Annotated in this window: 19 protein-coding genes and 1 tRNA gene; 1 reads left to right on the top strand and 19 read right to left on the bottom strand. The window is 54.9% G+C overall.

Features of this window, described 5'->3' with window-relative positions:
* Nucleotide 1: 1 nt before the first annotated feature.
* The 5 genes from HMPREF1628_RS05130 to HMPREF1628_RS05110 all read right to left on the bottom strand — a co-directional run bounded on the left by HMPREF1628_RS05130 (nucleotide 2) and on the right by HMPREF1628_RS05110 (nucleotide 4,822).
* The gene (locus HMPREF1628_RS05130; RefSeq protein ID WP_034508803.1) at nucleotides 2–1,387 is read right to left on the bottom strand and encodes an MFS transporter; all 1,386 of its coding nucleotides are present in this window, start codon (nucleotides 1,385–1,387) and stop codon (nucleotides 2–4) included.
* A gap of 68 nt (nucleotides 1,388–1,455) precedes the next feature.
* Nucleotides 1,456–2,220, bottom strand: a complete 765-nt coding sequence (gene ispD, locus HMPREF1628_RS05125; protein ID WP_034508800.1) for a 2-C-methyl-D-erythritol 4-phosphate cytidylyltransferase — start codon at nucleotides 2,218–2,220, stop codon at nucleotides 1,456–1,458.
* 156 nt (nucleotides 2,221–2,376) lie between these two features.
* The gene (locus HMPREF1628_RS05120) at nucleotides 2,377–2,883 is read right to left on the bottom strand and encodes a CarD family transcriptional regulator (protein WP_034508797.1); all 507 of its coding nucleotides are present in this window, start codon (nucleotides 2,881–2,883) and stop codon (nucleotides 2,377–2,379) included.
* Between the two features lie 58 nt (nucleotides 2,884–2,941).
* Nucleotides 2,942–3,637, bottom strand: coding sequence for a response regulator transcription factor (locus tag HMPREF1628_RS05115; protein WP_034508794.1), 696 nt, complete (start codon nucleotides 3,635–3,637; stop codon nucleotides 2,942–2,944).
* Nucleotides 3,638–4,822: a sensor histidine kinase gene (locus tag HMPREF1628_RS05110; RefSeq protein ID WP_034508791.1), complete on the bottom strand. Its 1,185-nt coding sequence runs from the start codon at nucleotides 4,820–4,822 to the stop codon at nucleotides 3,638–3,640.
* A 177-nt stretch (nucleotides 4,823–4,999) separates the two neighbouring features.
* Between HMPREF1628_RS05110 and phoU the strand changes: the two genes are divergently transcribed.
* On the top strand, nucleotides 5,000–5,650 hold the full coding sequence (gene phoU / locus HMPREF1628_RS05105; protein ID WP_034508788.1) for a phosphate signaling complex protein PhoU: 651 nt from the start codon (nucleotides 5,000–5,002) through the stop codon (nucleotides 5,648–5,650).
* A 96-nt stretch (nucleotides 5,651–5,746) separates the two neighbouring features.
* Here the strand turns inward: phoU and HMPREF1628_RS05100 are convergent, their stop codons facing one another.
* The 14 genes from HMPREF1628_RS05100 to HMPREF1628_RS05035 all read right to left on the bottom strand — a co-directional run bounded on the left by HMPREF1628_RS05100 (nucleotide 5,747) and on the right by HMPREF1628_RS05035 (nucleotide 23,843).
* Nucleotides 5,747–6,484 carry a phosphoglyceromutase gene (locus HMPREF1628_RS05100; protein WP_034508785.1) on the bottom strand — a complete coding sequence of 246 codons (738 nt, stop codon included), beginning with the start codon at nucleotides 6,482–6,484 and terminating at the stop codon, nucleotides 5,747–5,749.
* Between the two features lie 149 nt (nucleotides 6,485–6,633).
* Nucleotides 6,634–7,332, bottom strand: a complete 699-nt coding sequence (locus tag HMPREF1628_RS05095) for a TetR/AcrR family transcriptional regulator (RefSeq protein ID WP_034508782.1) — start codon at nucleotides 7,330–7,332, stop codon at nucleotides 6,634–6,636.
* 76 nt (nucleotides 7,333–7,408) lie between these two features.
* Complete coding sequence (locus tag HMPREF1628_RS05090) at nucleotides 7,409–10,612, bottom strand: DEAD/DEAH box helicase (protein ID WP_034508779.1); 3,204 nt, start codon at nucleotides 10,610–10,612, stop codon at nucleotides 7,409–7,411.
* A 149-nt stretch (nucleotides 10,613–10,761) separates the two neighbouring features.
* A complete protein-coding gene (locus HMPREF1628_RS05085; RefSeq protein ID WP_034508776.1) occupies nucleotides 10,762–11,853 on the bottom strand; it encodes an ABC transporter ATP-binding protein in 1,092 nt (363 codons plus the stop codon).
* A 158-nt stretch (nucleotides 11,854–12,011) separates the two neighbouring features.
* The gene (locus tag HMPREF1628_RS05080) at nucleotides 12,012–13,316 is read right to left on the bottom strand and encodes an ABC transporter substrate-binding protein (protein WP_034508773.1); all 1,305 of its coding nucleotides are present in this window, start codon (nucleotides 13,314–13,316) and stop codon (nucleotides 12,012–12,014) included.
* A gap of 62 nt (nucleotides 13,317–13,378) precedes the next feature.
* A complete protein-coding gene (locus tag HMPREF1628_RS05075) occupies nucleotides 13,379–14,278 on the bottom strand; it encodes a carbohydrate ABC transporter permease (RefSeq protein WP_232219389.1) in 900 nt (299 codons plus the stop codon).
* Nucleotides 14,275–15,204 carry a carbohydrate ABC transporter permease gene (locus HMPREF1628_RS05070; protein ID WP_034508770.1) on the bottom strand — a complete coding sequence of 310 codons (930 nt, stop codon included), beginning with the start codon at nucleotides 15,202–15,204 and terminating at the stop codon, nucleotides 14,275–14,277. The genes HMPREF1628_RS05075 and HMPREF1628_RS05070 overlap by 4 nt, the downstream gene beginning before the upstream one ends.
* A 181-nt stretch (nucleotides 15,205–15,385) precedes the next feature.
* Complete coding sequence (locus HMPREF1628_RS05065) at nucleotides 15,386–16,603, bottom strand: ATP-binding protein (RefSeq protein WP_084703251.1); 1,218 nt, start codon at nucleotides 16,601–16,603, stop codon at nucleotides 15,386–15,388.
* A gap of 167 nt (nucleotides 16,604–16,770) precedes the next feature.
* Nucleotides 16,771–17,967, bottom strand: coding sequence for a cobalamin-independent methionine synthase II family protein (locus HMPREF1628_RS05060; protein WP_034508767.1), 1,197 nt, complete (start codon nucleotides 17,965–17,967; stop codon nucleotides 16,771–16,773).
* 277 nt (nucleotides 17,968–18,244) lie between these two features.
* Complete coding sequence (locus HMPREF1628_RS05055; protein ID WP_034508763.1) at nucleotides 18,245–19,030, bottom strand: inositol monophosphatase family protein; 786 nt, start codon at nucleotides 19,028–19,030, stop codon at nucleotides 18,245–18,247.
* Nucleotides 19,020–20,462 carry a hexose-6-phosphate:phosphate antiporter gene (gene uhpT, locus HMPREF1628_RS05050; protein ID WP_052038889.1) on the bottom strand — a complete coding sequence of 481 codons (1,443 nt, stop codon included), beginning with the start codon at nucleotides 20,460–20,462 and terminating at the stop codon, nucleotides 19,020–19,022. The genes HMPREF1628_RS05055 and uhpT overlap by 11 nt, the downstream gene beginning before the upstream one ends.
* 168 nt (nucleotides 20,463–20,630) lie before the next feature.
* Entirely contained in the window at nucleotides 20,631–21,638 is a 1,008-nt protein-coding gene (locus HMPREF1628_RS05045; RefSeq protein ID WP_232219392.1) for a LacI family DNA-binding transcriptional regulator, read from the bottom strand.
* Between the two features lie 399 nt (nucleotides 21,639–22,037).
* Nucleotides 22,038–22,110 (bottom strand) — tRNA-Thr (locus HMPREF1628_RS05040).
* A gap of 173 nt (nucleotides 22,111–22,283) precedes the next feature.
* Nucleotides 22,284–23,843, bottom strand: coding sequence for an alpha/beta hydrolase (locus tag HMPREF1628_RS05035; protein ID WP_052038888.1), 1,560 nt, complete (start codon nucleotides 23,841–23,843; stop codon nucleotides 22,284–22,286).
* Nucleotides 23,844–23,849 lie beyond the last annotated feature (6 nt).

The raw sequence follows: 23,849 nt of genomic DNA, 5'->3' as shown, positions 1-23,849 counted from the left end.
TTCAGTCCTCAAAGGCACCCAGATGTGCCTGCTCAGTCTTAACCGGCAGGATCAGCATGAGGCCCACAAACAGGATGAGGACAATGCCGAGGATGCCCCAGTACTGCGACGAGGTGCCCTCGGGAACGAAATTAGATCCAAGCCGCACGGACAGGCCGAAGCACAGCGGCGCGAGGAAGGACACGGCGCGGCCGGTTGTGGCGTACAGGCCAAACACTTCTCCCTCGCGGCCCTGTGGAATGAGGCGGGCGAGGAAGGTGCGTGAAGCCGACTGGCAGGGGCCGACGAACACGGTGAGGATCAGGCCAAGCACCCAGAACGTGCCGGTGCCCGCATCGTGGAGGATGAAGATCAAAATGCCATCTACCACCATTGCGATAAGCGAGATCAAAATAACGGCCTTCGGGCCGATCTTGTCGTCCAACGCGCCAAATCCGATAGTCGCGATGCCCGCTACAATGTTTGCCACGATGCCGAAAATCAACACGTCACCGGCGCTGAATCCGAACGTGCCGGCCGCAATGATAGCGCCGAACGTGAACACGCCCGCAAGTCCATCACGGAAGATGGCCGACGCGATCAGGAAGAAGATTGTGTGCGGCGACGTGTTCCATAGGTCTTTTACGGTCTTAAACAAAAGCTTGTAGGAGTCGATGATCGACTCGTGTCCGGCCTCGTCAGCGCCTGCAACCTTACGGCCGGGAACCGCGATTAACACGGGGATTGTGGAAAGCCCGAACCAGAGCGCGGCAATCAGCATAGATACGCGAACGTTCAGGCCATTCTCGGCCGTTACACCGAACAGGCCCACCTCGGGGGCGATAAAACCGAAGTAGAGGATCAGGAGCAAAATGATGCCGCCCACGTAGCCAAGTCCCCAGCCAAGGCCAGACACGCGGCCCATAGTCTTGGGCGTGGACACGCGCGCGAGCATCGCGTTGTAGTTCACGGACGCGAACTCAAAGAAAACGTTTCCGAAGCCAAGTAGCGCGATGCCAAGCCACATTGCGCCGAGCGGGCCAAACACCGACTCGGGGTGGACAAAAAACATCATGCCGGTCAGCATCACCACTACGTAAGTGTTGAAACCCAGCCAGAACGTGCCTTTACCGCGCCGGTCTGCACGCTGGCCGGTAATCGGCGCGAGGAGCGCGATCACAAAACCCGCGATAGTGAGGCCAAGGCTCAGCGACTCTGATGACTTATCCGTGTCGGCAAACATGCCGGAAGTCAAATAAACAGAAAATACGAATGTGGTGGCAACCGCGTTGAATGCGGCCGAACCCCAGTCCCAAAGCGACCATGCAAGAACGGTCTTATTTAGGATGCTTTCTTTTTTAGCGGGGGCCTCGTTGCCAAAGCTGTGATTAGTTGATGAAGTAGTCACGCTTCTGACTTTAACCCGAAATCAGAAAATTATGGATTTAAAGACCATTTAGTTTCGTTGGCGGTATGTTATTCCTCCAACAGGCTCTGATACCGGTCTGGCCGGGCCAGGATTTCTGCGGCAACCACCAGGTCTAGTTTGGTTGTAATCTTCATGGACAGCGCGCTACCCGGCGTCACATGCACATCCTCGCCAAGAGCTTCCACAAGCCCGGCATCGTCGGTTAGTTCCACACCTTGGGCCAGCAGTTCGCGGCCCGCCTCGTGTGCGCGCATAGCGGTTTCCCAGTGAAAACCTTGCGGGGTTTGAACTCCGCGCAGCTGCGCGCGATCAACTTGCCCAACGACTTTTTCAATTTTCGAGGAGGCCCCCACCGGCTCCACAACCTTCTGTGTGTCGGTAACAGGAACCGCCGGAATGACAGCTTTTAACCCGCTCTCCAGCGCTTCAATGACGTCTCTAATGGCGCGCTTGGGGGTGAGGCATCGGGCGGCGTCGTGAATAAGCACGGGCGTGCGCTCATCCAATTCCTTGCCAATCCGTTTGGCGAGGCGCGGAATTTCGAGCAGGCCGTTATACACCGAATCCTGGCGGATGTTGCCGCCTGGAACCACAGCCACATCTGGTTCCTGAGCGAAAATCTGTTCGAACTCGCCCAAGTGAGTTGGCGGGGCAGTCACCACAACACCATCCACACCCGCAACGCGAATACCATCCACAGCTCGGCGCACCAAGGACACTCCAGCTAGCTGCACCAGCGCTTTCGGCGTGTCATGGCCAAGCCGCGATCCCGAACCTGCAGCCGTAACGACTGCAAAAACCGAACTACTCATCACGCCTCCTCGCACCGTGGCAACACTGCCCACTACTCAAAACCACCCGCACTAATCCTTGAGCCAGCCAGCCCATTTGGACACTCCAAAGCTTCTCACGCCGGCCCCGCATAAAGTTTGAGGCCGCAGGTGCGGCCTCAAAATCGCAGGATCAGTTTATTCTTCTTCCGCCTCTTCAATCCCTTCCGCGAGGATCTCATCCAGGCGATCGCTCGCTTCGTCCTCATCAACTTCGCGCGAGAGAGCCAATTCGGAAGTCAGAATCTGGCGAGCCTTTGAGAGCATGCGCTTCTCGCCGGCCGATAGGCCCTTCATGGCGTCGCGACGCGACAGGTCACGAACAACCTCTGCAACGCGAACAATATCGCCGGTCGCAATCTTTTCCTGGTTTGCCTTGTAACGGCGCGACCAGTTTGAAGGCTCCTCCGTGTTCTCCTCACGGAGCGTATCCATGACCTCTTCGAAACCCTCTTCATCAACGACGTCACGAACCCCCACGAGCTCCACGTTCTCTGCAGGAACCTGAATAGTTAGATCCCCCGTAGTCACGCGAAGAGTAAGGTAAGTTCTTTCCTTGCCAGCAAATTTGCGCGTAGAAATCTCTTCGATTGTGGCAGCGCCGTGATGTGGGTACACAACGGTTTCGCCCACTTTGAATGTCATTGCTGTAAAACTCCTGATGTTAGCTCAACACCCCTATTTTACCAGCAATTACGTGCACTTACTCGAGGGGATCCACCATCTTGTATCCCAGTCCGCGCACAGTTTGCAACAGTTGCGGATTAGAAGGATCTGCTTCAATGCGCGAACGCAAGCGCTTTACATGCACGTCCAACGTCTTCGTGTCCCCCACGTAATCCGGGCCCCACACGATGTTGATAATCTGCGTCCTCGTAAGCACGCGATTCACGTTGCGCATCAAAAGCTCAAGCAGTTCAAACTCGCGAAGCGGCAAGTGAACCGGCTCTCCACCCACCTCAACTTCGTGTCGGTCAACGCGCACAAGCACATCACCAACAGTGAGGACATCTTCCTCGTCTCCGCTTTCAATTTCGGGTACGCGCCGGCGCAACACCGCACGAATGCGTGCAAGCAATTCGCGGTAAGAGTACGGCTTTGTCACATAATCATCCGCGCCGAGCTCCAAGCCCACCACGCGATCTACCACATCGTCTTTAGCCGTCACCATGATGATCGGCACCTTCGAAGTGCGGCGCACCTGGCGGCACACCTCCGTGCCCGAGATTCCTGGAAGCATCAGGTCAAGCAAGATCAGATCAGGAGTGGTGGCCTCCAAAGTTGCAAGAGCAACCTCGCCGCTTTCCGCCTCTAGCACCTCGTACCCGTCTCTGCGCAGACTGAAAGCAAGAGGAGTGCGCAACGATTCCTCATCCTCAACAACTAAAATCGTCGTCATTTAGCCTTCCTCGCTCTCTTCCAAATCCTCAGAATCCACATTCTCTTCGCCCTCGGCTTGCGGAATCACCAGTGTGAATGTGGAACCGTGGCCCTTCTTGGACCACACCGAAACAGTTCCACCATGATCTGCAGCAACGTGTTTCACAATAGACAAGCCCAAGCCCGATCCGCCAGTATTTCGCGACCTGCCCGGATCCACACGGTAAAACCTTTCAAAAACGCGTTCCTTTTCGGCCTCGTCCATACCGATTCCGGTGTCCACAACCGCCACGCGCACCAGGTCATCTACAACCGAGCTTTTAACGCTCACGCGCGTGTGCGGATCCGAGTAACGAATCGCGTTATCCACCAGGTTGCGAACGGCGGTGACAAGCAGGTTGTGGTCACCCCACACGATGCCACCAGAAGGCTCCCCCACCTCTATATCAATATTCGAGGCAGACGCCCGGTTGCTCTCCAGCTGAACGGCTTCCCACACAACCTCGTCAATGTTAATCCGCTGGGCCCGCATCAGAGGATCACCGGTTTCGAGGCGCGAAAGCTCAATCAGATCCTGCACGAGGGTGGATAGGCGCGCGGCCTCCGCTGCCATCTTGGGGGTGAACATGCGAACCACTTCGGGATCGTAGTCACTGTCTTGCAGAGTTTCAGCAATCAGACCGATCGCACCGATCGGGGTTTTCAACTCGTGGGACACGTTTACAGTGAAGTCACGGCGAACCGCGTCAACCCGTTTTTGCTTCGTCTCATCGTCGATCAAAATGAGCACGCGCCCGCCAAGGAGCGCCGCCACGCGAATATCTAGGTAAATGGGGGAATCCGACGAGTATCGCGAGCGAGGTAGCTGCATCTTCTTTCGCAGTGTCACCCCGTTTTTGCGCACGTCCTCAACCATTTCAAGCACTTGTTTGTGCGCGATCTCTTCGTCACGAACGAGGCCAAGGGTGTACGCCTGGGCGTCCGCCCGTACAACATGATTCTCACTGTCCACAATGACAGAGCTTGACGCCATAGCAGTGAGAGCCGACTTAAGCTCAGGATTCACAGGCGGCTCAAATTCCTCGTCCTGTGATGATTCACGAATCTGGGATTGCGATACGCGAAACGCAAGCCCCGCTCCGGCCCCCACGAATAGGCCAACGAGGGCCACCAAAATTAGCAAACTGGTCTCTACACCACCCACAATATAGACAATAGGGCCAAAACCTAGCGCTTGTCGTGATTACACTAAACATCCGGCATCCGTTAACCGTTCGTTAACCTGTTGCATCCAGCCGGGACACCCGCGCATGGTGTTATTACTTTCGGCTATAAGTAGGCCCTCCCTTTGGGCCTCAAGCACCACATTGGAGGAATAAGAATGCGGGAGATGTACACCCAGGAGCTCACCCAGCTCGGCAACCAACTTTCACGTATGGCGGGGCAGGTGTCACGAGCTGTTGGCCGCGCCTCACGCGCACTCGATGAGAATGACAGTGCACTGGCAGAACAGACTATCGATGCGGATGAGCGGATTGACGACCTCGCCTACATTATCGATGAGATGTGCACGCAGCTTCTGGCCCTGCAAGCTCCTGTTGCCCGCGATCTGCGACTGATCGTTACCGGCCTGCGCATGACCAAGACGCTAGAGCGCATGGGCGACCTTGCGCGCAACATTGCGGTTATTGCTCGCCAGCAGGCACACACCGACGCACTGCCGCCCGAGATCGCGGAGATTGTTACGAAGATGGGCGAACAGGCGCGAATCGCGGGCGAGAACACTGCGAAGCTGATGGAGGATCCCAACACCGACCTCGCAAATCAAATGCAGACCGATGATGACGTGATGGATGACCTGCACGTGCAGCTCCACCGCATGCTTTTGGATCCCAGCTTTGTGCTCACCCCCGCGCAGATCATTAACTTGACGCTGGTTGGCCGCTATTACGAGCGTTTTGGCGATCACGCCACCAATGTTGGCCGCAATGTCATGTACCTGATCGAGGGTGAACGCTTCCTCACTGACTAGGCTACGTGTCCCTGCTAGTTAGAGGCGCTCCCTACTGTTCTTAGCGCAAAGAAGGGGCGATGACCGTTGCGGTCATCGCCCCTTCTTGTAGTTTGCTTACTTACCCTGCGCGGCTACAGCAGCGATCTTCGCCTCAGCCTCGGGATCAAGGTAGGTGCCGCCCTTCTTGATGGGCTTGAGCGTTTCTTCGTCAAGCTCATAAAGTAGCGGAACGCCGGTGGGGATGTTCACTGCCGAGATGTCCTCGTCGGAAACATCATCAAGGTGCTTCACGATTGCGCGTAGCGAGTTGCCGTGCGCTGCAATCAGAACGGTCTTGCCGCTCTTGATGTCTGGAACAATCTGCTCATCCCAGTACGGAAGCAGACGCTCGAGGACGTCCTTTAGGCACTCGGTTGCCGGAATCGGCTCGCCCGCGTAACGCGGATCGCCATCCTGAGCAAACTCCGAACCAGCCTCGATTGCCGGTGGCGGTACGTCGTAGGAGCGGCGCCACTGCATGAACTGATCCTCGCCGTACTCGTCGCGGATCTCCTTCTTGTTCTTGCCCTGCAGCGCACCGTAGTGACGCTCGTTTAGACGCCAGGAACGCTTAACCGGAATCCAGTGGCGGTCAGCAGCGTCTAGCGCCAGGTTTGCCGTGTAGATTGCGCGGCGAAGTAGGGACGTGTAGAGGATGTCCGGCAGGACACCTTCCTTCTTAAGAAGCTCGCCGCCATGAACGGCCTCTTCCTTACCTAGTTCTGTCAGCGGAACGTCAACCCATCCAGTGAACAGGTTCTTTTCGTTCCAATCGCTTTGCCCGTGACGGAGCAGAATCAGTTTAAAAGCCATGGCTTCATTATCCCATGTCTGGCAGTCAATGTCTTTAGGTTAAGCCTGGTTTTGGTCAATAAACTTCCAACTCGTGGTTCGTTTCCCCCTATTTTCCGCCAATTGTTGCACGTCTTAAAGAGGGAACATTCTTTGGCGAGAAGCTTCGCTCAAATCGGTTTCGACATCGCGTACAGAAGCGGAATGATCGTTTCAACAATCGGCTTAGCGGGCGACTGCGCAATGGGAAGATGCTGTGGCACCGTGCGTTCAATCCGCGGCGGTGAAGCCGGGCCAACCACGCGGCTTCGAGCCTGGCTCTGGTGTTCCTTATAGCTCTCCACCAGGGCGTCAACCGCGGCAGCCCTCAAAACAATTCCGATCACGGCGTGAGTGATCACGCGCATCGGCGCCTCGGGTTTACGCCTTGCGGCCTGGAGGATCGTTTCAAGAACTCCCCCCAAAGCGGTTAAAAACTCCTCGTTGAGGTCGGCCAGGCGTGCGCCCCATTCCTGGTCTCGCACGGAACGGGCCTGCATTTCTGTGTGGAGGGCGTGAAGAGTGCGGTTAACCCCAATCGCGTCCATCGCGTCAAACAACAGGGAGTCGATTTGTGCTGGCTTTGCCGCGTCCACGCTGCGCCATTTTTCAACCTGCATGTCAAGACGCTCAATCAGATCCGCATACTCGTCCTCCGCGAGCGCCGCGAGCAACGATTCCTTTGTAGAAAAGTTTGAGTAGAACGCGCCCCGGGTAAAACCCGCGCGGCGGCACACATTATCGAGAGTGAAGCCCTCTACTCCCTCAAGAATTATGATCTCGCGCGTTGCATCAATGAGTCGCTGCTGGGTTTCAAACCTGCTGCTCACGCCGGCTCCTCCCTGTCACGTGCGCCTTCAAGATTATATGCGGGTGTGGATAACCTACCCGATTTGTGGCGCTAAGTTAGGAAGCTACCGCCCGGGCGGACATGTAAAGGTCTGGAGGCAGCGAGTGGTCAAGCTCCCACGTGATCTGCATCGGCCGCGCCCCTTTGGCTTCAACCAGATGCGCGGGACCAGCGAATGTGTATGCCGCACCCTCCCCCAAAGCGTCTTTCTTATGCTCTCTGATGAAGAGGGCAATGTTGGATTCCCCCTCCAGGTACCGCATGCCCGCCTTGGTGTGCGGTCCTGCGCTAGACTGCGATTCCCAGTGAAATAGCGTGGGTGTAAGCGCGAAATCGCGGTACAGAGTGTTAGGTGAATAGTCAGCCTCCGACTTTACAAGTGTCACCAGCAAGGCTTCCGTGTTGGTGTACTCGCAGTACTTAACCCCCTCACGCACGCCGCCGGGCGCCTGGCCTTGAAACTCGTATCCAACGCCGATGCCAGCCAGCAATTCTTCGCGCGTGTACACCGCGCCCACTTTAAGCGGTGACCACAGCCCCATTTCGCCAGCGGGCTGCTGGTATAGCTTCTTCGTACGATCACTAACAGCTACGAATATTTGCCTCAGTTCATCAACGAGGTCCGGTGTGGATCTCAAAACTTGCAAGGCGTAGTCGATGGACGCGATCTTTTTCTCGTCACGTTTACCGCTGGGCCAAAACGAGTACATGAGCATGTGCGCGTAGAACTTTTCGCGCGCCGTCATCGCCTCGTAACGGTAGTGTGGCGTGGAAAGAATCTTGAGGTAGATTTCGATCCGCTCTGGGTCAGACACGTGCGCGAAAGCGCGAAGCCTGCGGCGAACGTCCTCATAAGCATCCGCGGCGAGATCGCTACCCGTGGCCGCCACGTGCAGTAAACGCTTCCACGAAATGGGGCGCTTTCTGAAGTCTTTTCGACTGTAAATGTCTGCAATGTCGCGGTGGGAGTCTTTCAAATAATCCGTGAGTTGGTAGTCCTGCGCGTCAACCCGCGCGGCAAGGGCCGCGTTCCGAATTTCGGCCGGTAGTTTCTGCGTGGATACGTTCAGATTGTTCTTTATTGATTGCAGGACTACCTTCTGCGACTTTTCTTCGAGGAAAATCTGCGATCCGGCAGGCAGATGACTAAAGCCCTTCTCCACAGCTGCCATGAGATTCTTGCGCGACGTACCCGTAAGCACCTGCAACTTAAGGTCGAAGCGGAAGGCCTCGTTTTGGTTACCCACAAAGTCCAAAACAGTTAAGACCGTCTTGTTATTCGACAGCCGCAAGCCGCGGCCTAGTTGCTGCAAGAACACCGTGGGGGATTGGGTTGGCCGTAGCATCAACACCGTGTCTACACTCGGCACGTCAACGCCCTCGTTGAAAATATCTACTGAGCAAATGATCTGAATTTGGCCGCTAGCGAGGGCTCCAAGCGCCTTGTCACGCTCCATAGAGGATTCAGCGGAGGTGACGTACTCGGCTTTGAGGCCAAACTTTCTAAACGAGCGCGCCATGTATTTTGCATGATCAATGTCCACGCAAAAGCAAAGTGCACGCATGCCCTCTAAGTCTAAGATCTTGTCGCGCATGGCCTGCACAATCTGACGCACACGCGCGTCATTGCCGGTCAGGACATTCGACAACTCACTGGTTACGTAGTCACCGCGCACCATTTTTACGCCGGATAAGTCCGTGTCGTCATATTGAATGAAGTAGTGGAAGGGACACAGCAGGCCTTCTTCTAGTGCGTCCCATAGCCTCAGTTCGCTTGCCACACGCCCGTTGAAGAATTCGAGGGCAACGTTCACGCCGTCACCGCGCTCAGGGGTTGCGGTCAGGCCCACCAACTCGCGTGCATTGAAGTGGCGCATCAGGCGCTGATAACTGGCGGCTTGAGCGTGGTGGAATTCGTCGATAATGATGATGTCAAAGAAATCTCGCGGAATTTCGTTCAGCACGTCTGGGCGAAGTGACTGGATAGAGGCGAAAGCGATGTTGTCGTAGCGGTTCAGCGTAGCGTCATTGAGCTGTGCCAGACTGTAGCCATCGGAGGTGGACCAGATGATCTGCCGCGACTTCACTACATCGCGGAAGGTCCTCATGGATTGGTTCAAAATCTCGTTGCGGTGGGCCACAAACAGTGTTCGAGGGGGCCGGCCCAGCTCGCTGGCCATGCGTTCGCGTAGCGCCTTGTAATCGAGCGCCGCCACAACGGTCTTCCCGGTGCCCGTGGCAGCCACAACAAGGTTTTTGTGGCACCCCATCGCTCGTTCATACTCGAGGTCGTCCAGCATGATCTGCTGGTAGGGATAGGGCCGTATGTCGAGTGCGGTGAAGTCAATCTCGGCGTCAGATTTCTGCTCGAAACCACGCCCATCTTGGAGCGCCCGGTCAAGTTTTGCCGCGTCGCGATCTGGATCGTAAATTTCAAACGAGGGCGAGGCCCAGTATGAGTCGAAGGTAGTTTCGAACTTTTCAAATACCGCGGGAGTGTTATTTTTTGCCAGACGCACATTCCATTCCAGGCCGTCCTGCATAGCGGCAGCCGACAGGTTGGAGGAGCCTACGAATGCGGTGTGGTAGCCAGTGTTGCGGTGAATCAGCCAGGCTTTCGCATGCAGGCGCGTGGATTTGGTGTTGTAGTTGATCTTGATTTGAGCGCCGTAATCGCGAACGAGGCGGTCAAGAGCTCTGCGATCTGTAGCCCCCATGTACGTGGTTGTAATGATACGGATAGGAACCCCACGAGCTTTGAGATCAGCGAGTTCTTCAGCAATAGTGCGGATCCCCGTCCATTTAATGAATGCGATGAGGGCGTCCACACGGTCCGCAGAACGAAACTCCTTCTTAAGCTCCGTTTGAATAGAGGGGTCATACTCGGCGTTGGTCAGTAGCGCCGCGTCAGTAAGCGGAGTATCGGGCCTCACGGTTTTGTCCGAGTTGTCAAAAACTTTGATTTCCGTAAGTAGCTGCGCTCTGCCGTCCCTCAAGGCAATCGGTTTGTCTGCGCTGTTTCCGCCGTTAATGACCTCCAGAACTCGGTCTGTTAGGAGGAACCTCTCGCGTTGCCCTTTGGTTTTCAAGAGGGAGTTTTCAAATCGTTCCGCTATGTATTTGGATATGACGTAGGGGAAGTCCGCGTTGTCAATGGCTTCACTTACGACGCGCTGTCCATACTTGTGCAGGGCCGCTTCGAGACCGGCGTCAATAATCGTCTCGTATAGGCCGGGCGGCAGGTCGAAAGGCTCGTCCATCAAACACTTCCAGAAAACTACGCAGCTTATTCTTTGCTTTCATATTACGAAAGCGCAGCGCAAATTTTCTGTTGCTTATTCTTCTGGGAGAGCGCACACCGGCAGATGCAAAATGTCGACTCACTAAGCGGTTGCCAGCGCGGCGTGGCCTAGCGGATCGCGTGTTCGGTTTCAGCGTCGAAGAAGAGGATTTCGTCTTCTTGTGGACGCACGTAGACAATGTCGCCGGGCTGGGGGCGGGCTTTGCGGTGAAGCATTACCGCAACTCTTTCGGGAGCGGTGACAACACCGTTTGCATCTACCATTTCGCCGTAGAGGAAAGCTTGTGAGCCCAGGAGTTCAACGTGGCTGGTACGGATCGGAATTCCGCCTTCAGAGGGCGCAACCACGTCCCATGCTTCGGGGCGCACGCCAACAATGACCTGCGGCCCGGCCGCCTCGGCAACAGTTCGAGGGAGGTGCACATCGTTGCTGCCCAGGAGGGCTCGGCCGCCATCTACGGTCGTGTTGAAAAGGGTGATTGCTGGCGAGCCGATGAATCCGGCAACGAAGGCATTGTTGGGGTTGGAGTAGAGGTGTTCGGGCGTATCAACCTGCTGGAGCTGGCCGTCCCGCATTACGGCAACGCGGTCTCCCATGGTCATGGCTTCCACCTGGTCGTGGGTCACGTACACCGTGGTTACGCCCAGGTTGCGCTGCAGGTTCGCGATCTCGCCGCGCATCGTGACGCGTAGTTTAGCGTCGAGGTTGGATAGTGGCTCGTCCATGCAGAACACGGTAGGTTTGCGCACGATTGCGCGCCCCATCGCCACACGCTGACGCTGACCTCCAGATAGCGCGGAGGGTTTACGCTCCAACAGCTCATCGAGTTCTAGCATGCTGGCAGCCCACTGCACGCGTTCTTTAATTTCGCTCTTAGATACCTTCATGTTCTCTAGCGCAAATGCCATGTTTTGCGCCACGGTCATATTGGGGTACAGAGCGTAAGACTGGAAAACCATGGCGACGTCCCGCGAACGAGGACGCACACCTGTCATGTCTTTATCACCGATAAGGACGCGACCAGACGTGGTGGGCTCCAGGCCTGCAACCATTCGTAACGAGGTGGATTTCCCGCATCCGGAAGGCCCAACCAGTACAACGCATTCGCCGTCTTCTATTTGGAGGTTGAGCGAATCAACTGCGGGCTTGGAGGCGCCAGAGAAGACTCGGGTTGCGGATTCAAAAGTCACACTAGCCACGGTTTGTCCTTCAGTAGTTATCTAACTTGGATCTAGGTCCATATTGTTGGCCTCTTAGGGTGGCCGTGCCCCACTTGCACTCCCCGCTAAGTGGGGCACGGCCGCAGAGCTAAGCTCTGCTTATTGAAGAGGCCAAAATAGTTCGATTTACCAAGCCGCTACTGGAGCTTTGGCTTGATGTCGGAGTCGATGATTCCCTGCTGTTCCTCATCGATTTGCTTGAAAGTCTGCGCAACGTCAGCGCCCTGCGCGATCTTATCTAGCGCTGCACCAATACGCATACCACCACCGGAAACGTAGACGCGTCCAGCATCCTGCTTCTGGGTGAACTCAAGCTGGTCTACAGCGGTCTTGAAGTTCGGGTTCTCCTCAAAGTACTTCTTTGCCTCGTCGGTCTCCTTAGCGGAGATGCGTACCGGCATGTAGCCCGTGGACTGCGAGAACTTCACCGCGTTTTCCGTGTTGGTGAGGAAGGCGAGGAACTTAGCTGCGGCTTCCTTCTTCTCAGACTTGGCCGCGATACCAACGCCAGCACCACCGGTAGGACATCCGGGAACACCCTCGGGCGTGGGGAGGAAGGCGGTGCCTACGTTGATCTTGCCATCCTCGCTCACGCCCTTAAGCGAACCGGTGGATTCGAGCATTGCCGCACCCTGACCGGATACGAACGGAGCGGTGGCTTCCTTAACCGCCTTGAAGTAGCCCTGGTCGAACTGCGACTTAAGGAACTCGCCGGCCTTCACAGATTCCGGCGAAGACATGGACATGGTGTAGTCCTTGGAGTACGCGCCACCCATTGACCAGATCATTCCCTGGAAGTACCAGTCCATGTAGGAGGAACCATCGGGAATCACCAGCGGAGCCACGTTCGGGTTTGCCTGCGCAAGCTTAGGAGCGAACTCGTCGTTCCATTCCTGCCAGGTGTTCGGGCCGCGGTCAGGCAGACCGGCTGCCTGCCACATGTCCTTGTTGTAGTAGAACAGCGGCGTGGAGCGCGCGTAAGGTACGGCAAAGTGCTTGTCGTTTAGCACGTACTCGTCGTAGAGGCTGGGAACGTAGTCAGCGGTGTCTGCCGGGTCCAGTAGCTCATCTAGCGGAGCGAGCTGATCGTTCAGTGCGAAGTTGAACCAGGTCACGTCGGATGCAACAACGAGGTCAGGCACCTGTCCACCCGATAGCGCAGCGTTGAACTTCTGGGCCACTTCCTCATAGTTCTTACCCGCATCGGTCAGCTTAACCTTGATGTCGGGATTCTCAGCCTCGAAAGCTGCGATCATCTCTTCTTCAAGAGCCTTCGAAGATCCGGGGTGGTTTGACCAGAACTCGATGGTGGTAACATCAGCTTGGTCAGCGCCGGAGTTGTCTGCGCCGTTGTCAGTTGGGGCGCTGCCCGTTCCGGCGCAACCTGCGAGGCCAAGCGCGACGGCCGCGAAGCCGGCGATGCCAATGCGTCGAATGTCCATTTTCTACCTTTCAGGTGATTGTTGTTTTGGGATGGATCAGATGTTGGTGGCGCGTTTTGGGATTACCCCTTGACAGCGCCGGATGTTAGCCCCTTGATCATGTTCTTCTGCAGAATCAGGAAGACGATGAGTACGGGGATGACAGCTAGTACGGTTCCGGCCATTACGGGCCCCCAGTTGGTCATACCTTCGTTGTTTTGGAGGAAGGTAAGGCCAATTTGGAGGGGCGCAGTGGACTCGTCGTCCGACATGAGGAACGGCCAGAGGTATTCGTTCCAGTCGTTGACGATGGTGATGAGAGCGAACGCGGACAGTGTGGGCCACGACATCGGAAGAACGATGCGGAACAGAAGTTTCATGGGACGCGCTCCGTCCATTCTTGCCGCCTCAATCACTTCGGTGGGTAGTGACATGAAGTGGTTGCGCATTAGGAATGTGCCAAACGCGGTGCCTGCAAGAGGCATGATTATGCCGATGAAGGTGTTGCGCAGACCCATGGTTGCAATGAGCGAGTAGTTGGAGATGACGGTGATCTGATTAGGCACCATCAAGGACGCGATCACAAACAGGAATATGAGATTGCGCCCCGGGAAGCGCAAAAGTGCGAGGGCGTAGGCCGAGGCGACTCCCAGCGCAATCTTGATGGCCGAGAGAACCGCGGTAATGATGATTGAGTTGCGCAGGTATTTTCCAAACGCGAGGTCACTGCGAACCGTCTCAAAGTTGTCCAGCGTCCACGGGTTAGGCCAGTAATTGGCCGGATGGGTGTAAATATCACCCGGAGTTTTGAACGCAGCAATCACGATCCAGTAGATGGGCACGAGGATGATGGCTAGGGACAGGGCCATGGCCGCGTAGCCAAGGACTTTGAATCCCCAGTGCTGGCCCACGTAGTTGAGTTCTTCGTGAGAGTCACTGTTCTTCTTGTTCTTCCTTCGAAGAGGCATGCGTAGAGCGCTCACTTTTCACCTCGCTGCATGTAACGCACTTGAATCATGGTGACTACCAGCAGGATGAGGAACAGGATGGTTGCGACGGTTGCGCCGTATCCCGCACGAGAATTCACAAACGTTTCTTGGTAAACCTGGTAGACCATCGTGGTCGTTCCAGTGCCCTGCGGGCCACCCCGAGTCATCACGTTGATAATGTCGAACACCTGCATCGAGTTGAGCAACACGGTGATTGACAGGAAGAACGTTGTGGGGCGCAATTGGGGCAGAAGCACGCGGGTGAGGCGCCTCCACGCAGAGGTTCCATCGATTTCTGCCGCTTCGTCCAGGTCTTTGCGCCGGCCCTGCAAGGCAGCGAGGTAGATGACGAAGCTGTAGCCCAAGTTCTTCCAAATGTAAGTCAGGGTCACCATGAAAAGAGCCCAGCCGGGGCGTTGATAGAAGTCCGGCGACTGGCTACCCAAGCGAATAAAAATGTCTGCAATGAGGCCGAAGCTGGGGTCGAACACGAACTGGAAGGCAACCCCGATTGCGGCTCCAGAGATGATGTAGGGCGCAAACACTACCGAGCGAACAAAGTTTCGACCCTTTAGCTTTTGATCGAGCACAAGGGCAAGGCCCAGGCCCAGTAGTAGCGATCCGATCACGGTTGCCGCTGTGAACACTACGGTGTTGGTGACCACTGTCCAAGTATTTGGATGGCTCCACCATTCTTTGTAGTTAGCAAATCCGATATATTCCGCAGTCGGTGAGGAGATGTTCCAGTTGGTGAACGATAGGCGGATATTATCGGCAAGCGGACGGTAAGTGAATACCGCAAGGAAAATCAGGTTGGGAACGAGCAAGATTGCTGCTAGCCACCACTCGTTCCAGTCAGGCCGGTCTGAGCGTTTTTGCAGCGTGTCACGCCGTTCTTTGGCAGACGTAATCGACCACATGCGTGAAACTGTAGGGATCCAAAGTTAACGGCAGGTATCGCGGCCAGGAACGATCCGTGTCGGACAAGTGAGCCCCAGGCCACTAAATTGCGCGGCCTCGCAAAACACGCGGATTCCAGTGTTGCCGCACCAAATTAGTTGTTAGGTTTTGCCTCTTAGCAAGGAAGCGCCTTGCTTACAGTTAAGGCTCAAGCGCAGCAACTGATGCTACGTTAACTCCGTCTTCTCGCCGATATGACAATCCGCTACCCGTGATCACGAGGGGAACCGTGGGCAAATCTATAAGCTCGCTGAATCGCAATAGGTTTTCAGCTGCCCGGTCTACGACTGCCGGATTATGCCCGAGTTTCATTTCAATCACTAGGACGGTTCCATCTATCTCAACGAGCGCGTCAACCTCCTGTTGGTTCTGAAGTCGAGCATGATAGACGAACCCTCGCGTCAAAGCTCGCAGTTCATGGACAACAAATGATTCAAAAAGCTGACCAGCGTATTTGAGGTCGCCCAGCAGAGCTTCGGGCCCTTTTCCGAGTGCGGCCATTGCCAACGCCGGGTCCGTCAGGTGACGTTTAGGAGCTTGTCGAAGAGGCACGCGCGAACGCAACTGTTGCGTCCAGGCAGGTTGATCTTCGCTAACGAAGATTCGAGCAAGAGAGTCCAGATAGTCGGATACAGTTTCCCGGGTCACCCCCGCGTCGTTTGCAATTGTGGTGACGCTCATTTCTGTTCCCACTCCCCTAGCCAAAGAACGGAGCACTGCCATCACCCGCACGGGGTCCCGACGCACACCATCAGGGGTATTAATGTCTACCTCAGCGATAGTGCGCAGGTAATCTTTGTTGTTCTCTTGTGCCTGTTTGATATTGAGGTCAAGGTTACCCGGCCACCCTCCCCGGCAAATACGCTCAAAGAGGTCATGAACCGTCCAGTCTTCTCCGACGCTGGTAAAAGATTCACCCTTAGCGAGCTCCGATATAGACACGCCTCCAAATGCCTCTCCAGACTCAAACATGGTCATGGTGCGCATCGTTAACCGAGCAAACCTGCCCGCGCCAGAGTGCTTCGCTACCGATTCACTCGGTGCCGTAGAACCGGTGAGTATGAACTGCCCTTTGGCGCGGCGCTGGTCCACTATCCGACGAGCCACATCCCAAAGCACCGGATGAATCTGCCATTCATCGATGAGGCGGGGCACAGCTCCTTCAAGTACAAGGGCGGGATCTAAATCGACTGCTATCGCCACGTTCGGATCGGTATCAACTTGGACTTCGCTCTTGGAAGCTTGACGGGAGGTTTCGGTTTTTCCACAACCTTTGGGCCCTTCAACGAGCACCGCGCCCGCACGTTGAAGTGCCTCCACGAGGTATTTATCAGCCACTCTAGGAATGTAATCAGCCATGCCAAAAACTCCTATCCGCCATTTTCAAGAGCTTTTATCCGACATTTTCAATCTATTTTAACCGACACTTTCAAGCATTCCTAGCCGACGTTTTCATTTTTATCCTCGAAATCCGCCGTTACATGACGAAACCTCCGCTTTCGCGGAGGTTTCGTTTCTGTGTGAGCTTAAACTAGTTGCGCGCCCTCAGCCAATGACTTCAACTTCGCCCACGCGATCGAGGGATGAATACGTCCCCCGAAGCCGCAGTCCGTGGATGCCACCACCCGATCTGGGCCAACGATGTCCACGAATCTGGAAATGCGTTGAGCTACCAGCTCAGGGTGTTCCACAACGTTCGTAGAATGACTGACAACGCCAGGAACCAAAACCAGGTCCGAGGGCAGGTCGACTTCACGCCAAACCGTCCACTCATGTTCGTGACGCGCATTGGCCCCCTCGAACGAAATGTATTTGGCGTTGACGGTCAAAACGTTGTCCACGATTTCCTTCAACGGAATATCCGTGGTGTGCGGCCCGTGCCAAGAACCCCAGCAAAGATGTAGGCGCACCAGATCAGGATCAATCCCTTCTAGCGCGGTATTAATCGCATCAACACGCACCTGGATATAACGCCTGTAGTCATCAAAACTGGGCGCAGGATTGATTTGATCCCACGATTCTGCCAGTGACGGATCATCGATCTGCACGGTGAGGCCCGCGTCCGTAATGGCGCGATACTCTTCGCGAAGGGCTTGCGCCCACGCCTGCACGACCTCTTCATCATTGTCGTAGTAGGCGTTAGACAGACGGGCTGCCGAGCCGGGAGAAACCGCGGCTATAAACCCGTCTTTGCGATCAATTCCGTTAGCCTCAAGAGCGGTAACCAGCGCATCAATATCCTGCTTTACAGCGTCATGACCGATGTACTCGATCGGACCGGTAATCGCAGGGAAGCCCTGCTTAGCTTGGTCATCTTCCGACAGCTGCTTCACGCCGGGTAGTACCGCGGCCTCCGGATCCGAATAAACTTCTTTGAACTTCACCCAGTCTCGGCGCTGCTCGAACTCCACCAACTGGATGTTAGAACCGGGTGCGGGTGGCGCAAGCGGGTACTCTTCGTCAGTCATTTCGAGCCCCGAAAAACGCGAGAACGAGTAGTACCACCACGGACCGAAATCGAGTTTTTCAGTCATTACGTGGCCGTACTCGCCGTCATTAACCCAGTCAATGCCGATCTCTTGCTGCCTTGCAACAACATCATTTACCGAAGACTGAAGGATCTGGGCGAACATGCGCTCTCCCATCTCTTTTCTCCTCAAATTTGCGTTGAGCAGTTCTTCGGTACGCGGCAGGGAGCCGACATGGGTGGTACGAATCGCCATCTTTCCTCCTTCAACAGTAAATCGACGATGGTGCTTTCCAAGATAACAATTTCAGGAGGAACGAATTCGGGGCCGTCACAATCCGATCACCCGAGTAGACAGAGCACCACAATGTGCTAAGAACGCGTAACTCACGTTCGGCTTCGCAGGATATTTCGAACCAGGGCTACCCAATAAATCAAGTGGGCTACCAACCCTGGGTTCTGGTCGGTAGCCCACTTTTATACGCTCGCTTTCACAGCTTTAAAAGCCATGAGCGAACCAAATTAAGTACCCACTAGACGGGTTCGACGATCAGACGATTATGCACGGTTCGATGCACAGTTGGCCACGCAGCCAATACAGACCCTTTGTACCGTATGTCCATCGGAGTTCCATCAAGGCGCGTGACCGTGCCTCCGGCCTCTTGGCAGATTAGAGTTGCAGCGGCAATATCCCATGGCGAAACCCAAAGGTGAACAAAGGCTCCAGCACGCGAAGCCGCAACCTCAACGATCTCTAGTGCAGCCGAACCGTAACGCCGATGCCCGCGTGATTCGAGCAGAATTTGTTGCAACCTAGGCAAGGCATTAATTTCTTTGATATCCGTGATGATCACGGCATCTTGATACGTCCTCTCCGCGTCCACGAGAGCTAGCGGCTCTTCACCGCAAAAGGCGCCCTGGCCTTTAATCGCACTGTAGATCGCACCCTTCATTACGTCAGCAATGACCGCAACAACAGGCACTCCGTCTTCACATAGCGCGAGAGATATCGCAAAGTCCCGATGAGTTTCAACGTAATTCATCGTGCCGTCAATAGGATCAAGCACCCAAACACGTCCAGCAAAAGAGGAAAGCGAATGCCGTTCTTCGCCAAGAAGCGCGTATCCAGTCTGCTGCGCAAGTACCTGCGCAATGTCCTCTTCTATCTTCTTGTCGATCGCTGTAACAAGATCATTGCGGTTGGTCTTGCACGAAATGCCCAAGTCGCTGGGCGGATTTTTTGCGGTTTCACACGCATCCTCCACTGCGGCTATGGCAATGTCACGCAGTTCTTCATGCGTTAATGATTCACGCGTCATCGCTAGTTTCTCCTAACTGTCCTACCGCTTCTTTTGCTTGTGCGGCCTGCTTGTCGCGTCGCAGGTTTCGTTCTTCAAAAACAGCAACCAGGACGAGACAGATTAAACCAACAAATGAGGAGACAAACAGCACGGTGAAGGTAGAACCCCATCCGTGGAGCACATGTCCGAAAATCTCAACGCCGTCCTTCGTCGGGTCAGCAATACGTCCCAGAAGAACCTTTGCCATCGAATCGCCGAATACGTAACCAAAAGCGCGAGGCACTGCGTTTACAACCACTGTTGCATTCTTTGGGGCAAACCCAATCACGCAAATGCCGATCAGGGTTACGGGGCCAAAGATTAGGAAACCAATGAAGAATAGCGAAACGTAAACCATTCCAACAGTTGTTGCCTGCGAGTACATCCAAATCGGTATTGTCACCAAGGCAATGCCGATAGCTGCGCTAAGCGCGCGCCTGCCGCCAAGCTTATCGGAGAAGTAACCCCACAATAGCGAGCCAAGAAGGCCGCCGGTTTCTAGTGCAAAGGTTGTGTTTACAGCGGTGTATTGAGAGAACCCTAGTTCGGTTTGAGAATAGAGGACGTTCCAGTTATCGATGCCAATACGGACGGTGTACGCCGCAACGTTAGCAATGCACAGTAGCCAAACCGCTGGGTTCTTTAGTACGTAATTGACCAGAATTTGTCGCTTGCTGAGATTGATGGAAGCAACGTCTACCTGAGCGGTAGGTTCATCAAAAATCTCCTCTGCAGTGTTCCACCCAAGTTCTGCCGGGTCATCTTTGCCGTAGAAGTAGCCCCAAATACCGATGGGGATTGCAACCAAGCCGGGCACGATGAACATGCCGGCTACGGATCCACCAAAGAACGTGTTTGCACCCCACACTGCGAGCAGACCCGCAAGCATGGCACCTAGGTTGTGCGAAGCATTCCACCAGCCGATGAAGCGGCCTCGTAACTGTCTTGGCGTCCAACGGTTCATCGTGGAGTTAGAACACGGGCCGCCTGGGGCTTGAAACAATCCGTTTATGGACCATAGCAGAATCAAGAAGCCGTATGGGTGACGCATGGTCATCAGCACAAGGCCGATGATTACAGAAAGTATGCCCGCTGCCGTAACCAGGAAGCCGAGCGCTTTCTTAGTATTTCGACCGTCGAAGTAGAAACCAAGAAAGAGGCCACCGAACCCGTATGTTAGGGAGAATGCGAATCCGATAATACCTAGTTCTGTAGTTGAAAAACCTGCTTGGTTAATGAGCTCAGGCTGTGCTGCTTTGAAGTTTGTTCGCAGAAGGTAAAAGGATCCGTAGCCAATGACCAGCACGGCATACACCTTCATAAATTCCAGTAGCCACTTTTTGCGCTGGTGACTGATCGGAATGCCACCCGGCGCGATTCTATTTATTGCAAAAAGTCCTCTGCGTTCCATTCGAGGATCCTCCTAGTTACTACGGCCTGCTCCTTTGCAGGCAAAAGCAAAAAGAATTGTTCAATCCATTTTGTAAGGACAATAGTATTCAAACGTTTGAACACGCGTCAAGCTTTTCTTTCACAAAATAATTTTTTAGAAAATTAGGCCCCTTTTTTGGCGCTAAAACTAACGTTGCGCCGCTGGCGCGGTTGAGCTACGAACGACGAGGGTTGTGGGAACTTCACGCACTCTCGGGGACAGCTCCGGGTATTCATGACGCTCAATCGCCAAATTGATCGCCAGAGCTGACACTTCGTTCACTCCTCTGTCCACGCTCGTAAGATCAAATGCCTTTGACTGCGCGATAGAGGAGTTATCAAATCCTGCTACGGACACATCGTGAGGTACTGAAATACCAGATCTGTTCAACGCGATGATGGCGCCCTGCGCACATTGATCGTTGTAACACACCAGCGCGGTTGGACTCTTTTGGGTTGAGTAAGCAGCTGCACTCTTAGGGGCGAACAGGCCTTTTTCCACTAGTTCGTTGCCGACTCTAAAACCGTCATCCATCGTGTTGCCTGACGGGACTACCGTCACTTCAACACCACAGTGTGTGGCCGCATTGCGCATGGAATCGAGACGACATTGCGCGGAAATGCCTGCTGGGCCATCCAGGTATAGAACCTGCCTGTGGCCCAGATTTACCAGGTGGTCAACGAGCTTTAGCATGCCCTGCTCGTTAGATGAGCGCACGAGATCTGCCCCGTCGAAGGGCGACGCCTGCCCTATTACAACTGAGGGAATGGCCGACGACACTTCTATGTCTAGAAAGCTAGGATTGACCGCAATCAGATTACTGACCCGTAGTTGCATAAGTCGGTTGAACGCAGCTTCATAGCCGCCGTAAACGTTCGCATCTTGGGAGATCAGCTGGAAGCATTCTCCGCTTGCAATTTCGTGCATCCGAGCAACATACTCCGAGTGCAACTCCTGGTTTAACTGCCCAACAACCCCAATGATTCTGGCCTTATCCATCCGCAACAAAGTGCCAGCGATATCACGCGAATATCCCATTTTGCTTGCAAGATCATGGATTTCTTTACGAGTTTCAGGCGTTATCCGCTCGTCATTACGCAATGCTAATGAAACGGTCGAGATAGAGACCCCCGCCTTCTCGGCTACATCTCGCATGGTCACTTTGCGCATGCTAGAACCTCACTGCAGTGCCGACAAACCACACAATGCTGATCAGAGTTACACCAACGCCTGCACCCAATTATTCAGTAACCTTCGACCAAACAATCCAAGTGCGCCTGTAGCCATACTAAACGATGCAACGCCACCGCGGCCGACCACGTCAGCCCTTGGCTAAACAAGATGCACTATCTTTACGGCTTGAAACAAGCTAAACCCGCAGTTTCGCATACCCACAACAAAAGCTCAGGCTGAAAACAACACTTCACTGATAGACACATGCTTTGTCCGGTGATGACCCTGTCCGGCGCCTGCTGGGCGCCGGAGAAAGCGCCCGCTACAGTAATCATTCTCATGGATATGCGAAAGCCCCCGCTTTCGCGGGGGCCAGCTCAGAGCCGCCTGTGGGAATCGAACCCACGACCTATTCATTACGAGTGAATCGCTCTGCCGACTGAGCTAAGGCGGCAACGCCACAAGGCACGAGCCTTACTCTAGCGAATGAACACCCCCACCGCCAAACCGCGCGCTGTGATCTACAACCGGCTCAGCGGCCTTGGTATTACCACAGATAGTGCAAATCAATCCGCGAGCGCCTTGCCCTTCGGCCAGACCGATAACCCGGCAATGCGGAATTAGCTGTCATTGCTTGGGTAGCTGGCAAGTTTTACCCTCATCAGGCAGCTTGCCGGCAAGCATGAAGTCATCAACCGAATCCGTCACACAGTTGCCCGCTTTACGCGAGTAGGCCGTGTGCTTGAGCCCCTCCACTTTAAGCAGGTGGCCAGACTCCAACTGCTTAACGAGGCTCTCGGCCCAGTAGTACGGGGTTGCCGGGTCAAACGTGGTACCAATAACCAGAATCGGATCCGCGCCGCTTGCCTTCACCTCTCGACGAGTGTCACGCGACTCAACCGGCCAGCCTTCAATAGACGCAGAAGAGTAGATGAACCCCTCACCTAGTAGCGGCGAATTACGCAAGATCCGGTCCGCATACATCTGCATCTGCTCATCGTCCAAGGCCTTGTAATCCAAAGAGTTAATCACCGTGAACGCGTCAAACGAGTTGGTTTTATAAGACCCGTCATCCTGCCTATCCGCATACAGGTCAGCAACCTGCAACAAGATGGACCCATCTTTTTGGCTCATTGCCTGCGACAAGCCCGCCCAAGCTACGTTCCAAGTTGAATCGTCATACATGAGGGCGAGGATGGCAGACGTTGCCAACGCTTTGGTGAGCGGGCGATTCGGGTCGGCGGTAGGTAGCGGCTCATCCTTCAAAGTCTCCAACCACTGGCCCAATTGCTCTTTCATCTGATCCGTGGTGCCCTTGAGCGGAATCTGCCCCTTCTTTGAGCCCGCATCTAGCCAGAAGGCGAGAATATTTTCAAACCCAGAAGCCTGGCCTTCTGCGACCTCGTCCACTGGTATTGACGGGTCAAGCGCCCCATCGAGCACAAAACGCCCTACCTGTTGTGCGAACGTGTCCGCGTACAACGCTCCGAGGAACGTGCCGTAAGAAAAGCCCATGTAGTCAAGCTTTTCCTGCCCGAGCGCTGCGCGGACTATGTCCATGTCACGCATTGCGGATTCAGAATCAGAATGTCTGGCCATCTCTGGCGACTTCTCCAGACATGCCTCCCCCAGTTTGCGAGACGCTTCGCGGATCTCCTCCACTGTTGCGGGAGTATCCTCAGCTCTAAACTGGTCAGTTTCCTCGGCAGTCAAACAACGCACGGGGGCAGACAGGCCAACGCCCCTCGGATCAACGGCAACGATGTCGTAGCCTGTCATCAGCTTCTCGGTAAACGTGTAATCCACCATGCTCGGTAGCGCAGAAACCGCGCTACCTCCAGGCCCACCTGGATTGAACACAAGCGGCTTAGCGCCTGCAGACTTTGAGTACTTCACCAGTTGCAACTCGATGGTGCCATTGCTCGGACTCTCATATTCGAGGGGCACGGTTACTTTCGCACACTTAAACTCTTTTTCCGCCGCGCGCCCATCCGTAAAGTCCATTACGGACGCGTCACCATCGCAGTCTTGCCAGCCAGCGCGCTGATCGTAAAAGGTTTGAAGTGCCGGCTCGGGAGCCTCTATCTGAACTGTTTCCTCCGGCACCTGCGCCTGCGGCATAGTAGAACAAGCCGACAACAGCAGCGTTACCGCACCCACTGTTGCCAGGAACTTCACATACTTCACGCTTCC

Origin of the sequence: Actinomyces sp. S4-C9, assembly GCF_000758775.1 — a bacterium.
Taxonomy (GTDB): domain Bacteria; phylum Actinomycetota; class Actinomycetes; order Actinomycetales; family Actinomycetaceae; genus Gleimia; species Gleimia europaea.
This window is presented reverse-complemented; position numbering and strand designations above follow the sequence as displayed.